Source organism: Burkholderia sp. LFS061 (assembly GCF_047978125.1).
Lineage (GTDB): Bacteria > Pseudomonadota > Gammaproteobacteria > Burkholderiales > Burkholderiaceae > Burkholderia > Burkholderia pyrrocinia_C.
Genome location: NZ_JBFPFS010000017.1, coordinates 84604 through 99391 on the forward strand (window position 1 = coordinate 84604; position 14788 = coordinate 99391).

At 57.7% G+C, this 14788-nt stretch carries 11 protein-coding genes; all 11 read right to left on the reverse strand.

The features are described from left to right. Window positions 1–74: 74 nt before the first annotated feature. Window positions 75–2402: a protease pro-enzyme activation domain-containing protein gene (locus ACNQQL_RS17340; RefSeq protein ID WP_347064864.1), complete on the reverse strand. Its 2328-nt coding sequence runs from the start codon at window positions 2400–2402 to the stop codon at window positions 75–77. Window positions 2403–2784: 382 nt separating this feature from the next. Continuing rightward, entirely contained in the window at window positions 2785–4674 is a 1890-nt protein-coding gene (locus tag ACNQQL_RS17345) for a polysaccharide biosynthesis protein (protein ID WP_131947835.1), read from the reverse strand. Next, window positions 4671–5702 (reverse strand): glycosyltransferase family 4 protein, encoded by a 1032-nt coding sequence (locus tag ACNQQL_RS17350; RefSeq protein WP_347064865.1) that lies wholly within the window; start codon window positions 5700–5702, stop codon window positions 4671–4673. Before ACNQQL_RS17350 ends, ACNQQL_RS17345 begins: the two co-directional genes overlap by 4 nt. A 5-nt stretch (window positions 5703–5707) precedes the next feature. Next, the gene (locus tag ACNQQL_RS17355; RefSeq protein ID WP_347064866.1) at window positions 5708–6661 is read right to left on the reverse strand and encodes an SDR family oxidoreductase; all 954 of its coding nucleotides are present in this window, start codon (window positions 6659–6661) and stop codon (window positions 5708–5710) included. Between the two features lie 316 nt (window positions 6662–6977). After that, window positions 6978–8123: a glycosyltransferase gene (locus tag ACNQQL_RS17360; protein WP_347064867.1), complete on the reverse strand. Its 1146-nt coding sequence runs from the start codon at window positions 8121–8123 to the stop codon at window positions 6978–6980. A gap of 96 nt (window positions 8124–8219) precedes the next feature. Further along, the gene (locus ACNQQL_RS17365) at window positions 8220–9374 is read right to left on the reverse strand and encodes a glycosyltransferase (RefSeq protein ID WP_347064868.1); all 1155 of its coding nucleotides are present in this window, start codon (window positions 9372–9374) and stop codon (window positions 8220–8222) included. Between the two features lie 11 nt (window positions 9375–9385). Beyond that, a complete protein-coding gene (locus ACNQQL_RS17370; RefSeq protein ID WP_347064869.1) occupies window positions 9386–10294 on the reverse strand; it encodes a GDP-mannose 4,6-dehydratase in 909 nt (302 codons plus the stop codon). Then, window positions 10272–11309, reverse strand: coding sequence for a GDP-mannose 4,6-dehydratase (gene gmd, locus ACNQQL_RS17375; protein WP_131947840.1), 1038 nt, complete (start codon window positions 11307–11309; stop codon window positions 10272–10274). Before gmd ends, ACNQQL_RS17370 begins: the two co-directional genes overlap by 23 nt. An 8-nt stretch (window positions 11310–11317) precedes the next feature. Beyond that, entirely contained in the window at window positions 11318–12427 is a 1110-nt protein-coding gene (locus ACNQQL_RS17380; RefSeq protein WP_347064870.1) for a glycosyltransferase family 1 protein, read from the reverse strand. Window positions 12428–12432: 5 nt separating this feature from the next. Continuing rightward, on the reverse strand, window positions 12433–13548 hold the full coding sequence (locus ACNQQL_RS17385; protein ID WP_347064871.1) for a glycosyltransferase family 1 protein: 1116 nt from the start codon (window positions 13546–13548) through the stop codon (window positions 12433–12435). An 11-nt stretch (window positions 13549–13559) separates the two neighbouring features. Further along, entirely contained in the window at window positions 13560–14756 is a 1197-nt protein-coding gene (locus ACNQQL_RS17390; protein ID WP_347064872.1) for a hypothetical protein, read from the reverse strand. Between the last annotated feature and the right edge of the window lie 32 nt (window positions 14757–14788).

Here is a 14788-nt window from a genome sequence, read left to right on the forward strand (position 1 = left end):
TGTTGCCCGGCTCGCACGGCCCTCCGTTGCTGACGGGGCCGTGACGATGCGGCCGCGAATCGACGAGCGGAATACTAGGCCCCCGCTGTATTCGTGCTCCAACGCGGCAGTTGCGTATAGATCACGACGTTACCGTCGTCCTGAACGTAAGCGACTGCACCGGGATACCCACTCGTGCCGGAATACCAGAGCGGCACCCATGTCGAACTGTAGACGACCAAATTGCCGTCCGTTTGCATCACCGCAACGGCGCCCGGATGATTGTAGGTACCTGAACTCCACTGCGCAACGCCTTGGCGAAGCAGCACCAAATTCCCGTCTCCCTGCATGACCAGCACGTTCGCGCCATTGCCTGAAGTAAAGCTTTGGCCGCTGCTGAGGGTGACGCCGCCATTCCAGACGGCCGGGCCGCTCGTGGAGTTCGTATATCCACTGGTAGCGGTCGATGTGAAAAATACCGGGACGGACGATCCGTAGATCACCATGTTGCCGTCGTCCTGCACGGCAAAATACTGGCTGTAGGACGCGCCGTTGGTCGCCGTGTACCACAGCGGGTTGCCGCTCGCGCTGTAGACCACGAAGTTGCCATCGGTCTGAAACACGGCATACGCCCCGGCGTTTCCGTGCGTGCGGGAATTCCACACCGCGGCACCATTGGTCGTGTTGTAAAGCACGAGGTTGCCATCATTCTGCATGACCAGCGCATGGCTTTTGGAAGCCGAATACACGATTTGCCCCGGCTTGAGCGTCGTACCTTCGTTGATCACACCGCCGTAGATCGGGGCCGCCGGAACGCATATCGCGGAATACAGCACGCTGACGTTCGGCGTGCCCCAGCCGGTCACGAAATCCCATCCCGAACCCGCACTGTATGCGCCATTCGAACCGTTGGTGATATCGCGAAAGCTCGATGGGGTCGTGGCTTTAGCGCCATACAGCGTGGGCGCCGCGAAACCGAGATTCGTCGCGCAGGCACCGGACAGCATGCGCGCCCAGGTCGCGGCAAACAGCGGCGCGGACAGGCTCGTCCCGCCCACTATCTCGAGTTGCCCTCCCACGATGACTGCTTCGCCGCTGTTCGGATCGGCATCGAACGCAAGATCCGGCAGGCCCCGGAACGCCCGCCCCTTGAGCGCCGGAACGTTCGACTGCCACGATGGAATCGGCTCGATGCCACTGATGCCGCCCCCGCTGGAGTCCCAGGCCGTCTCACCCGCGTAGCTGCCGTTCCAGTTCGTATAGAGCGTGGTGCCCCCAACGGCCACGACATACGGGGACGTCGCCGGGTATTGCACCGAGGTGCCGGTGCAACCGTACGCCACGCTGCCTGAATCCCCGGAACTGACCGCGAAAGTCTGCCCCTGCGCGACGGCGAGCTGGAACAGCGTGTCGATGGCCGCCGTCGGTGCCCAGTTCTCGCAACCGCCGATCGACATGTTGATGACCCGGGCGGTGTTGTCGATCACGGCGCGATTGATTGCAAGCGCCATATCGCTCCAGGCAAGCGATGACGCAACGTAGAAATTGAGCTGCTTGAGGCCGCCTGACATCCCGACGATGGTCTGGCTATCGAGCGACCATTCGACGTTCGCGCTCGTGTCCGCGCTCGGCAGTCCGGCACGGATCACCGAAACGGGTACGGCGGACAGATGGTTGTTGCTCTCGAACGTCGCCAAGTCGATGACAGGCTGCGTCACGTCTCCTTCGGCAATGATGCCGACCGTGACGTTGGCCGCCGTCGGGGTGCTGCCGACGGAATAGATGCCGGGAAAGTCCGTCGGGTTGTGACCCACCGTGACCGCGGAAGTAGTCGGCGACGCATTTGCGGTCGGCGCAGCGCCCGCATTGGAAGCGCGCACGAAATTCGGATGCAGGCGGGTCGCGGTATCGAGCCCGAGAACCCGTTGAACGACCCCGCTGATCGCATCGGGCATCGTCTCCGGGGCGGTATTGATATGCGTGCTGGTGCCGTCCGCCATCGCGACCGGGACGAGGGACGTCTGGAACACGCCGGATATCACGCCGGCCGGGGCATCGGCTTCGACGATCATGTTGTTGTCGGCCACCTTGATGTTCGTGAAGCCCTTACTTCCCAAATAGGCCTTCACGGTGGCGACCTGACCTGCGGTGGGCGCGTACTGCGCGGCAATCTGCGCGGACGTCAGCACGGCCCCGAAGCTCGCACTGCCGGGCGTTCGCGCTTGCTTCAGAAAGCGATTCAACCCGGCTTCGTCATTCAGTTTGAGCACCAGCGCAACATGGACCGGCGCAGTCGCGCTCATCGGCGCTGCGCTCACCACGTTGCCCGTGGCTCGCAGCGCCGACAGTTTGCCGGCCTGCGCCGTGGCCACCGCCGGACTCGCGTCGTCGCCGCCGCCGCAGCCTGCAAGCGCGAGCACCATGAGTGCTGCGCTTGCTCCCCTAGCAATATGTTCCGCTTTCATTGGATTGGTATCGAACGTCGATTTTTTATTCAGTTTTTCACATCGTTCTTTACGGCAATCGCACGGCTACCTTGAGGAAACCATATGCAGAAATCGGCCGACAGTCAAATGACGCTGACGTATCGAGCCATACGCCCGTTCAGCGCGGCGCGCGCGTCCGGTCATACTCGATAGGCGCCACATCGTTATAAAACTGAAGGCATTACACTCGGCATTCCCCGCGCTCAAACCCGACTTTGTTCGTGGCGATTCCACCAATAAAAATGCCGTTCAGTACGCTACTGAACGGCATGAATTTCGCGATCGTCTGTTATCTCGGCGCCACCAACCGACGGCCCGATTACTCGCTGGCAACGGCCCGTCTCGGCACGCTCTGTAGCACCGGCGCAACCGCTGTCTGATATTCCGGCACCCAGCGCCGCAAATCGCGCCGCACCTCGTCGTCGGACAGCACGCGGTGCTGCATCAGCCACGGCAGCAATTCATCGAGCAGGTTGTCCGGCACTTCGCGCGCCCGCGCGATCCGCAGTTTCGGATGAGGCGTGCGCGTCGTCGCCTCGTCGTCCGCCAGCAGCTCCTCGTAGAGCTTCTCGCCGGGCCGCAGCCCGGTGAACTCGATACGGATCTGTTCTTCCGAGAAACCATACAGGCGGATCAGGTCGCGCGCGAGATCGACGATCTTCACCGGTTCGCCCATGTCGAGAATGAAGATCTCGCCGCCATGCCCCATGCTCGACGCCTGCAGCACGAGCTGCGACGCTTCCGGGATCGTCATGAAGAAACGCGTGATCTCCGGGTGCGTAACCGTCACCGGGCCGCCCTTCGCGATCTGCTGCTGGAACTTCGGGATCACGCTGCCCGCGCTACCGAGCACGTTGCCGAAGCGCACGGTCTCGAACTGCGTGCGCCCGCTCGTCTGCTGCAACGCCTGGCAGGCCATTTCGGCCAGGCGCTTGCTCGCGCCCATCACGTTGGTCGGATTGACGGCCTTGTCGGTCGAAATCAGCACGAAGTGACGCACGTCGTGGCGTATCGCCGCGCGAGCTACACGATACGTGCCAAGCACGTTGTTGCGCAGCGCCTGCCAGGCGTTGTGCTCCTCCATCAGCGGCACGTGCTTGTAGGCGGCTGCATGGAACACGATATGCGGTGCATGGCGCGACATCACCTGGTCGAGCAGCAGCGAATCCTTCGCGTCGCCGATAATTGGCAGGACCGGCAGGTCGGGGAAGCGTTCGCGCAGCTCCTCGGTCAGCCGGTACATCGCGTACTCGGACAGGTCGAACGCGACAAGCTGCGCTGGCGCGAAGCGCAGGATCTGCCGGCACAGCTCGGAGCCGATCGAGCCGCCCGCGCCCGTCACCATCACGACGCGGCCGCGCAGCAGCGCCTCGACGTGCGGCGTGTCGATCGTCACGGCGTCGCGACCGAGGAGGTCTTCGAGGTCGATCTGGCGAATGTGCGACAGGAAACCTTGGCCAGGCGGCAATTCGGTCAACGACGGCAGCACCATTGCCCGCACGCCAGCGCGAACACAAAGGGTTGCTGCGCGACGCTGTGCCTCGACCGGAGCTGACGGAATCGCGATGATTGCATACTCAATCTTCAGCGCCGCAGCGAAATGAGACAGTTCATCGATACTGCCAAGCACTTTGTATCCGTAGACCTCCCTTGCCCGCTTGGCAGGGTCGTCATCGAGCAAGCCTACCAGCCGCCATTTCCCGGAACGCGACAACTCACGCGCCAAGCTAGCCCCCGCAGTGCCAGCGCCCAAGACTAGGACGGGTCTGCCTTGACCGACCAGGCCGCCATATAGATAGAACTCCTTGACTGCTCGATACAGCGCACGCGCACCGCCCATCGTCACGAACAACAACAATGGGGACAGCAACAGTACGGAACGAGGAATGATCGGCGTCGGCTGCAACATGACGGCGCCAACCATTACGATCACACCGCCGCAACTCACCGCCTTAGATATCCGAAGCAGATCAGGTAGGCTCGCGAATACCCAAAGTCCTCGATAAAGTCCGAAAACATGGAACATCAGGCCGTAGATGGTGAGCACCCAGGTGAGCGCAAGGAGACCGCCCATCCAGAACTCTGTCGGTACGGAACCGTTGAATCTAATCACGTACGCGACCAGCCACGCACATGCGACCGCCATCAGATCATAGAAGAATGCGCTCAACGACAGCCACGAACCCTTCGGCTTGAACATGGGTGTCATGCCTCATCCTTTTCGGTTGTAAGTTTCAGGAATCGTTGCCATCGCACATCAATTGCACCACCTACGCATATGAGTATGCAGGCCCACACGGCAACGACAATCCATTGAATCAACGGTGAACGATCGAGCCCCCACAACGCTACGCCGGCGCCGATGGCCATCACGAAGTACCATGAAACCGCGGTCAACGCGTGTCCCAGCCCGGAACGAACCATTCTTTGATAGTAATGTTCACGATGAGCTTGCCAGAACTTCTCCCCTCGAAGAAGCCGCTTGAACAGCGTCGCGGATGCATCTGCGATGAACGGAGAAAAAATTAAGGGCGGGAACCACAAAGGCCATACTCCGCGAATCCACCCCCAATACCCCATTGCCCCAGCCAGAAAACCGAGCGATATGGACCCGGCATCACCAAGAAAAATTCGTGCCGGATGAAAATTGAATATCAGAAACCCGAAGCTGGCCCCCGCTACAGTCGCGGCTGCGATAGCCAACGACGGTGATGGATGAGCGCTGATGACAGCTCCCGCGGCAAAAGCCGAAAAGCCGAACAGCGTCATACCGCCTGCCAGCCCGTCCGCGCCATCCATGAAGTTATACAAGTTGATCAGCCACACCAGCACGAAGGCGATCACGAGGAATACCCACCATGGCTGAACACTCGGATAGAGACTCAGGAGCACGGCAACGGCAGCGACATGGGCGCTGAAGCGCACCCGTGCCGGCAACCCGCGTCGGTCGTCTACTAGGGACACAATGGCCAGAAAAGCCACGAGTGCCACGATCCAGTGAAATTCGGAGTCCGCCATCCATATGCCAACCCCGGCAACCGGAACCACTCCCCAAGCCCCCGCCCTTGGCGTGGGCAACGTATGCAAAGAACGATCGTTCGGAACATCCGTCGCAAGGTGCCATGCGAGACCGGTTTTTAGCAGTCCCCAGAGAATCGCCGCGCAAGCCAGCGCGGCACATAGCGCCCAACTTGCCGCGACGAGGAAAGGACTAGATGTAATCGTACTGGTCAACATTGCATTTACTGCGTGGAGCGATACCAAATCGCCGTTTGTCTCAACCCGTCTTCTACGTCGTGCGGAGGGCACCAGTCGAGCACCTCTCGAATCCGACGAGTGTCAAGTTGCAGCGGCCCGACAAGTCGCTCGACCTCAGGGAGGTGCCCTGTCAGCCGCCCCGCGATACGCAGCCAGGTCGCAGGCACTGGAAGCAGTCGAGCGGGAGCATCCAGGTACGTGGCCAAGCTACGCGCCAACTCGGTCACAGTAAGATCCCGGCCATCGGCGACGTGAAAAACCTGCCCGGCGGCGCGGGAATCGCTCGCACACACCAACAGCGCATTCGCAAGATTCTCAACGTAGATCAAGCTGCGGCGCGCCGAAATCGCCCCGATAGGCAAAGGGATTTGCTTGGATAACGCTCGCATCAGGCTTTGGAAATTGGCACGCACGCCCGGACCATATACCAGCGGTGGCCTGACGATCACAATTTCCATCCCCGATTCGCGTCCGAATGCGACAAGTCCCCTTTCCGCCTCCAGTTTGGATATGCCGTACGGGTCTAGCGGAGTCGGCTCGTCGACTTCGCCAAGTGGCGCGCGGCCAGCACTGCTTTCCCCTACCGCCTTGATGCTGCTCACGTAAACAAATCGACGTGCGCCGATCGCATGCGCTGCTCGAGCCACGCGAAGCGTGCCCTCCACATTGGTTTCACGGTATGCAGCCGCAGGATCCACCGCCGAGTCGCGCATGACATGAACCCGCGCGGCGAGGTGAATTACGGAATCGCATCGTACCCAGTCGGGCCACATTTGCTCGATGCCGGCGAAATCCGCCTGATCGTGCACCCATTCGGGGCCGAGGTCAGGTTGACCAGTCGGGCGCCGGACCAGCCTGACGACACGCTCCCCACGCTCCAGCAACGCGCGACACGTCACTTGGCCCACGAACCCGCTGGCTCCTGTTACTAGAATCATTCGATAGATTTCATCGTGAATCCGCCGTCCGGACCAAACACGTCTGTGCAGCCTTGTCGGCAGGTATTGTCGGTGGGTCGGATCGTCGTCTTGGCAGCAGGCATTCTATCAGGCAGCCGATTACCAAGCTCGTATCGAACATTCGTGTAGCAAGGCTGTTCATCCGGTCGCCTCACCATTTCTAGTGGATCGTGCCACCCGTCAAGCACGCGCAGCACCGACGTCCCGGCGGCATCAGAAACGATAGCGCCGGTACGCGTTCAGCCAGCGGCCTGCGCACGGCGCCAAGCAAGCATGCGCCCTCCCCGAAACCGCGTTACGCCACGATCTGCTGATACAACTCGTCAAAGCAGGTTTCCCAAGTTTGCCTAGAGAATTTCGTGGGAATCTGCGCTTCATACTCCGCGAGCGTGTCCGGCTCCTCGATCAACATCCGAACCACTTCGAACGCCTGCTTGTGATCGTAAGGATCGAACATCAGCTGCGGAAATGGATTGATTTCGGGAAGACTCGCCGTATTCGACGATGCGCAGACCTTGCCATAGAACAAGCTCTCCCAAGCGGGCAAGCCCCACCCCTCATAGAACGATGGGAAGACACTAAACAAGCAATCGCTGAACAAGGTCACCAGTTCACGATTTGACACATCGTGACGAATTTCCACGAGGTCTGCCGTCAAGGGATCGTTCAAGAACAAGTAGACAACATCACCGCTCAACCAACCTGGCCGCCCCACAAGAACAAGCTTTGGACATGACGATCCCAGGCGCTCCGCCAACCTGCGCCAGACGTAATACAGCAGGATATGATTCTTGCGGATCTCCAGTGTCCCTACACATAGAACAAACGAACGAGCGACACTTGAAGGCGAATCCGCTGGCACCTTACTCGCATCGTCGATATCGCCACCAATCAAAAACACACGAGTATCGGCGTCCGCCTTCAACAAGGCCTGCACGTCGGACGCTGTGCTTTGCGAAATACACATGAACCGATCACACACGAGCGGCAACGCACGAAGAAAGTCCTGCACCCGCCCACCAAATTCACGCGTGAAAAACTGCGGATACTTGATAGCGATAAGATCGTAGACAACGAACTGTATTGCGAAATCTGGACGACAGCGCCTCAGTTCGGCAAGCTGGCCGAAATAACCGGGATGATCCCAACCTACGGCAGAAAACAGCCCCCGCGCGTGGCTGCTCAGTGTATCCGCGAACAATGGCCCGTCAGGTAGCTCAGCGGGATCGAATCTCCGTTCGCCTTTCGCTAAGGCGACAAAGTAAGCCAGGTCTTCTGTGACGATGAACTGTTCGCGTGTCGGATGATAGTAAAAGTATCGCAGGCCAGTTCTCTTCAGACTCTCGATGAAGATGTTCTGAGTGACGCGAGGAATACCATGAGGCTTCGGGCCCCAATGGTCAAACACCGATATTTCAATCCAGACGGGTAAAGCGCTCACCTCTTGCCCCTTTTTCTGTGCACATGCACAAGTACTGCTACTGTTGTATTTTCCGATTTGGCGAACACATGATCCCTGCTTCGAAAAAAACCTCGCTCAACCGGACACGCTGCCCGTCCGACCGCCGCCCAAGACCTCTTCATACAGGTCCTTGTAAGCTCCACCCAATGCAGGAGCAGAAAACAAGCGCTCGTAACGCGCGCGCGCAGCGTTGCCCATGCACTCCGATGCATACACGTCGTCAAGCAACGCATTAACGGCAACCGCCAACGCACGCGGCGACTCCGGCTCCACGACGTAGCCCGTCACACCATGCTCGTTGACATACGAGGTACCTGAACCGATTTCGCAGCACACCATCGGCTTCCCGAACATTGATGCCTCGACCAACACCATGCCGAACGCCTCCGAACGCAATTGAGACGGCAACACCAACCCGCGGCACCCTTTTAGGAGCGCCACCTTCTCTTCGTTCGTAACTTGCCCTGCGAATATCACGTTTGACGCCCCAACCGCGGCGGCCAGTGTCTTCAGGCGATTCAACTCAGGACCGGATCCGGCTATGACCAAATCGGCCGGAATAGAAGGCGCAGCTTCGATCAGCGTGTGAAGCCCCTTGTAGTAACGCAGCACGCCCAGCGACAGGAAATACGGCCTGTTGCGCAACGAAAGGCGCGCCAGCGTGTCCGGTCCGCACTGCCGCGCAATATCATCAGTCGCATAATCCGCGATGCCGAGCGGAATCACGCGTACCCGATCCGGACGTACGAGCGACGTCAGGACCGGGCTTGAATGTGCGTAGGCAGGAGACGTTGCGACAACGGCTGACATCGAGCTCAGCATCCAGCGCATCAGCGGCCCGTACACATATCCGAGATACCGTTGCCGGACAACATCAGAGTGGTACGTCATTACCGCCGGCTTGTTCCTCATTCCGGAAAGCCGCAGCACGTCGCCAAACGGCCAAGGAAAATGAAAGTGGAGAACATCAGCCCAATTCGCAAGCTCACGAAACCGCAAAAACGCATCCGGTCCGCCGATGTCGCAAGAGGCCGGCGCCATCCACGACTTCGACCGGATCACGCTTCCTTCGGCGAACCGCAATTCGCGCGGCGCTGGCGTGGGCGACAGCGTGAATATCCGCGACTCGACGTCACAGTCCCGCGTGGCGAGACTGATCTGCCGGATCGCCTCTTGCAATCCCCCCGGTGGATCGGGGAAATACGTACGATAAATATGAAGCGCCTTCAAGATGCCCGCCTTTACGCTTCATACATCCACTGCAGGGTTTCCTCGAGCGAAATCGCCTTCAATTCGCCGATCCGGTTTCGCAGCTTTTCGTTGCTGCCGCGGAGGTACTTTACCTCCCCCGCGCGCACGAACGCCGGATTGACCTTCACGTCGATCTGATAGCCGGCGATTCGCTCGAGGATCGAAATTGCGTCCCGCAAGGTGACCGCGTCGCCCGAGCACACATTGAAAACATCACCCGTGGGCTCGACATCGAGCAGGCGCGCATAAGCATCCACAACCGTCCTGACATCGGAGAAGTCGCGAGCGACATCGAGATTTCCAAGTTCGATTTCGCGTGCGCCTCGTTTGAAATGGTCGACGATCTTCGGCAAAAGGAAATTCACCGACTGACCAATTCCGGTGTAATTGAACGGACGCACGAGCGTGACTGGCAAACGCGAAACCCAGAGGCTCGCCATGTACTCCATTGCAACCTTGCTGACTGCGTAGTCATTGGCAGGCGAAGGCGCGACCGTCTCGACCAACGGATCGATAGCAGTATTGCCATAAATGTTTGCACTGCTGGCCAGCAACACCGAGCGAGGAATGTGGCCAGCCGCCGTCACTGCTTCCAGCAAGTTGCGCGTGCCGACCACGTTGGTGCGATACATGGCATCCGCATCGCCGTGGGCTACGAACGCAATAGCAGCCAGGTGAACCACGTAGTCGGGTTTCACTTCGCGCACCACGTTCGCAAGACCACTCCGGTCCAGCAGGTCGCACTGGTAAATGTGCTCCTCCTCGGAGCACACGTTGTGTGCGATTCCGCTGACGCCGTAACCACGCATACGCAACAGGTCCGCGAGATACTTGCCCGTGAACCCCGCGATTCCTGTTATCAGGACGCTCGGCATGTCAGAACGACTTCCCTTGTTCATTGCGGCGCAGATCCGCTTCTACCATCATCGCGCATAGTTGCTCGAGCGTAGTTTGAGGTTGCCAGCCGAGTTCGCTTTTTGCCTTCTCCGGGTTCCCGATCAGCAGTTCCACTTCAGCCGGGCGATAGTACTTCGGGTTGATGCGCACCACGGCCTTACCCGTAGCTTCATCGACGCCGATCTCGTTCTCCGCCTCTCCCTTCCATGCGACTTGCGTACCGGCTGCCTTGAACGCCATCGTCACGAAATCACGGACCGTCTCGGTGCGATTCGTCGCCAAAACGTACGTATCAGGCTTGTCGGCCTGCAGCATCAACCACATCCCCTCGACATACTCCTTCGCGAAACCCCAGTCGCGCTTCGCATCGAGGTTTCCCAGCTCCAAAACGTCGAGCATGCCAAGCTTGATCTTCGCCACTGAGTCCGTGATCTTGCGCGTCACGAACTCGCGCCCACGCAGCGGGGACTCGTGGTTGAACAAAATTCCGCTACATCCAAAGATGCCATAGGATTCGCGATAGTTGACGGTAATCCAGTGTGCGTAAAGCTTCGCAACGCCATATGGGCTTCGCGGATAGAACGGCGTGCTCTCGATTTGCGGCACCGCCTGAACCTTGCCGAACATTTCCGACGTCGATGCCTGATAGAAGCGGATCGCCGGATTGACGATGCGGATGGCCTCGAGCAGGTTCAGCGGTCCGATACCCGTGATTTCAGCCGTGGTGACAGGTTGATCGAACGAAACGCCGACAAAGCTCTGCGCCGCAAGGTTGTAGACCTCGGTCGCGCCGGTTTGCTGCAACAACCGGATGCTGGCCGACAAGTCGGTCAGATCGTATTCGACGAGATGCAGGTTCGGGTGCTTGTCGATACCAAGTTCCTCGATCCGCCAGAAATTCACCGAGCTCGTACGGCGATACGTTCCATGTACGACATAGCCTTTCTCGAGCAAAAGCTCCGCGAGATACGCACCGTCTTGGCCCGTGATGCCGGTAACGATTGCAATCTTTTCCATCTTGTTTCTCACTGTTCAATAAGTTTGCGCAGAATGGTTCGTGCGCATGCGTCCCAAGTACTTCCGACGTAAGTCGATCGAATGAGCTCGTTTTCGGATGCGAGCTTTATCGGATTGCTCGTCAGCTCAAAAATGTGGCAAGCCCATTCGTCTGGCTTCAAGGGGTGCGCCAACCGGACTAGGTCGGGCGCGATTTCTACCATGCTCGAAGTCGACGAAGCAACGCACTGTTTTCCATATCGCAAGCTCTCGGCTATCGGCAATCCCCAACCTTCGTACAAGGAAGGAAATGCCGTAAACTGGCACTTCCGATACAAATAATCGAGTTCGCCGTCCGAAATATCGGAAAGCACGAAAACCTTGCCTTTGATGGCTGGATCGTGCTGGCACTGGAATTCGAGCGAATTATTCAGCCATCCGGGCCGGCCGACGATGACGAGATTCGGGAGTTCTCTCTTGCCATCAGCATTCAGCAGTCGATACGCATTCATGAGCGCCACATGATTCTTGCGCAGTTCGAGCGTGCCAACCGACAAAATGAAATCTCCGAGGTAACCGAATTTTCCTTCGGCGTCCCCTGCGTCGACAGACTCGGGGACATCTAGCTCATCGCCGAGCCTGACAACTGCGATCTCTTTTGCCTCTTCCGTCACCCCCGTCCAGGCGTATACGTCGTGCCGCGTGGCCTCGGAAATCGCGAACGAAGATTTCACAAGATCCAGCGTTTCCCGCGTCCAGTTCCCCATATAGTTGCCGTAGCCTTCCGCCTGCTCATAAAAGTGCGGAAACAACGTGGGAATCATGTCGTAAAACAGTTGATGAAAGTCGACGCCCGATGCGACCATCCCTCGGACGACGGGGTTGTAGCAAGCAAACGCCCAGTTAGCGCCACACGAAAATACCCTGTCTCCGCGCACGAACTCAACCGCGGCGCTAGCTTGACGCGTCTCCAGATCGAAATTGCGGAAGCCTTGCAGTTCCTCGTCCATCGCAATAAAGATCGTCTCAGGATAGATCGCCTTGAACGAATGCGCGAGACGTTCCACCGTCCTGGGGATACCCGTGGGACGGCCATGCCACCGAACCATCGTCGAATAGTCAAAAAATAGTCGTCCCATGGCGCTCATCCATTGAATACCGTCTTATCGGAGCGGAGCCCGGTCAACACCTGCTCGGCACTTTGCATCCAGGACGTCCCGCGGTAGCTGGTCACAACACGAGCGGTCTCCTCCGACAGTTGAGCCGGATTCAGATAAAGCTCCTCAATTTGCCGCGCCCATTGCTCCACCTTCAACGGGTGCGCGAAGCGCGTCAATTCGGGGGCAATCTCCGTCATGCTCGACGTCGACGAAGTCACGCACTGCTTCCCATAGCGCAGGCTCTCCGCGACCGGCAGGCCCCACCCCTCGTAAAGCGCGGGGTAGAGCGTAAACATCGCGTTCGCATAAAGATAGTCCAGCTCCGCATCAGAAACATCGGACATCACAAAAATGATGCCAGAGACCGCCGGATCGTTTTCAACCTGGAACTTGATCGAATAGTCGAGCCATCCCTGTCGACCAACAATCACCAGTTTCGGCAGGTCGCTCTTCCCCTCGCTCGCAAGCAAGCGATACGCATTCAATAGTGCGATATGATTTTTTCGACATTCAACCGTACCGACCGACAGGACATACTTACCCAGGCCCGAAATCTCAGGACGGGGCACTACCGAATTCGCCTCGCCGCGATGGATTTCATCGCCCAGCCGAATCACCTTGATCTCTGGTGCCGACAAGCCACTTCTTTCCGCGAATTCAATAACATCCCGCTTCGTGTTTTCCGATATCGAAAATGAAAAATCAGCAAGCGACAACGTCTCTCGCAGCCACGCGCGATAAATATCCGGAAATCCCGGACCATAAAAATAGGGGAATTTATCCGGAATCGTGTCATAAAAAAGAATGGACACTTTCGCGCCCTCCTTTCGTACTTTCCTCAGACACTCATTGAACCCTGGAATATCCCAATTTGCGCCAGCCGAAAAAATGACGTCATTCGGCGAGAGATGCACACGATCGCCCATCGCCTTGGCGCTTGGATCATAGTAACGCAACCCCTCCTGCTCAGAGAAACTAACAGGCACGACATCACCATCAAGTTTCACAAGCTCGGCACCAATCAGATGCACCACGCGACTTATTCCCGTGGGATTACCCGTCCAGCGCGCCAATGTGGTGTAGTCGAAATAAATTGCCATATTCCACTCAATTATCCCGCAACGCTTTTTTTCAAGAAATATTCTTCAATCTTTTCCGGAAGATCGCCCAACAGATTCTCCCATTTCAATTCCTGCTCGACGCTCGGTCGAACATATGATTCCTCCACCCGCACTGAATCCATCCCTGCCACCAGTTCGGCAGGTGAATCGAACAGAAAGACACCATGCTCGCGCATATAATTCTCGAACCCGCGGAACGAATACTTCGACCCAACAACCGTTTTACCCGAGAGAAGTGCCTGCGCAGTCTTCAAGTTACTCCCGCCTCCCCCCCATACCGGCAACACGACACCAGCCGCGGCGGCGATCGCCGAATTTATTTCGTCCGTTTCAGCGAGCCCCTGAATGCTAAAATTTGGGAGGTCCGATTCCTTAAGGCCATACGTCGCCATCAAACCCGGCCCAGCGTTCCCAAACACCCAAACCTTGAGCCTGCCACTCGGCAGATCATTAATTCCGCCTCCAATCAGTGCATGCAAACCGTCAATATTAGGCGGGTGCCAGCTACCGACGAAAACCCAATTTCGCTCGTAATCTTTAAATTTTTGCAACCAGCGTGACTTCGCTGGTGCGTCATTGATCCCTTGATGGCCGTTTCGGTAAAGTAGAACATCTGTCGCCGGCGCCATCGATTTCAGATACTCGACGTCTCCCTCCGTAACCGCCAATGACAGATCAGCACGCCGGGCGATACCACGCTCGATTTCAGCGACGCGCGCAAGATTCGATTCAAGATCAGCCCCTCGAAAAATACCCTCATAAACATCTTTCTTGAGCGCATATTCATTATTATGAGAGCCATAAACAACAAGAGCATCACCGATAGCGCGATCACGAAGCATCTCCTCGATCAAAGGCCACATAAATGGCTGCTCAATCAGGACAATATCCGGCGAAAACTCTTTCACAGCGCTCACGACTCGCGCCTTCAACTCCGGCCGATTTCCAAGATAATCATTTATCCCCCAATCTGCCAGGTATCCATTTTTGATGACCTGCATGCAGCCGTCATGATCAAGATTGACGCTCAGTCCCGCAATCGAATCCCCCTGACCCAGCGAGAACGAAAGGGTCTCGACACGAAATTTCTCCCGAAGTGATTTTCTAATATAAAAAGATCGCAGCTTTCCACCATGATCCGGGCGATCAATGGGGTACGTCGTAACTTGAAGTATTTTCGCGATCATGATTTACACCCAATCCGCAGCCAAAATAATCT

Excerpts from the sequence above, each read along its gene's own strand:
- ACNQQL_RS17370 (WP_347064869.1), bottom strand. The coding sequence starts at position 10,294 with ATGAACAAGGGAAGTCGTTCTGACATGCCGAGCGTCCTGATAACAGGA.
- ACNQQL_RS17385 (WP_347064871.1), bottom strand. The coding sequence starts at position 13,548 with ATGGCAATTTATTTCGACTACACCACATTGGCGCGCTGGACGGGTAAT.
- ACNQQL_RS17355 (WP_347064866.1), bottom strand. The coding sequence starts at position 6,661 with ATGATTCTAGTAACAGGAGCCAGCGGGTTCGTGGGCCAAGTGACGTGT.
- ACNQQL_RS17350 (WP_347064865.1), bottom strand. The coding sequence starts at position 5,702 with ATGTTGACCAGTACGATTACATCTAGTCCTTTCCTCGTCGCGGCAAGT.
- ACNQQL_RS17345 (WP_131947835.1), bottom strand. The coding sequence starts at position 4,674 with ATGACACCCATGTTCAAGCCGAAGGGTTCGTGGCTGTCGTTGAGCGCA.
- gmd (WP_131947840.1), bottom strand. The coding sequence starts at position 11,309 with ATGGAAAAGATTGCAATCGTTACCGGCATCACGGGCCAAGACGGTGCG.
- ACNQQL_RS17390 (WP_347064872.1), bottom strand. The coding sequence starts at position 14,756 with ATGATCGCGAAAATACTTCAAGTTACGACGTACCCCATTGATCGCCCG.
- ACNQQL_RS17380 (WP_347064870.1), bottom strand. The coding sequence starts at position 12,427 with ATGGGACGACTATTTTTTGACTATTCGACGATGGTTCGGTGGCATGGC.
- ACNQQL_RS17340 (WP_347064864.1), bottom strand. The coding sequence starts at position 2,402 with ATGGTGCTCGCGCTTGCAGGCTGCGGCGGCGGCGACGACGCGAGTCCG.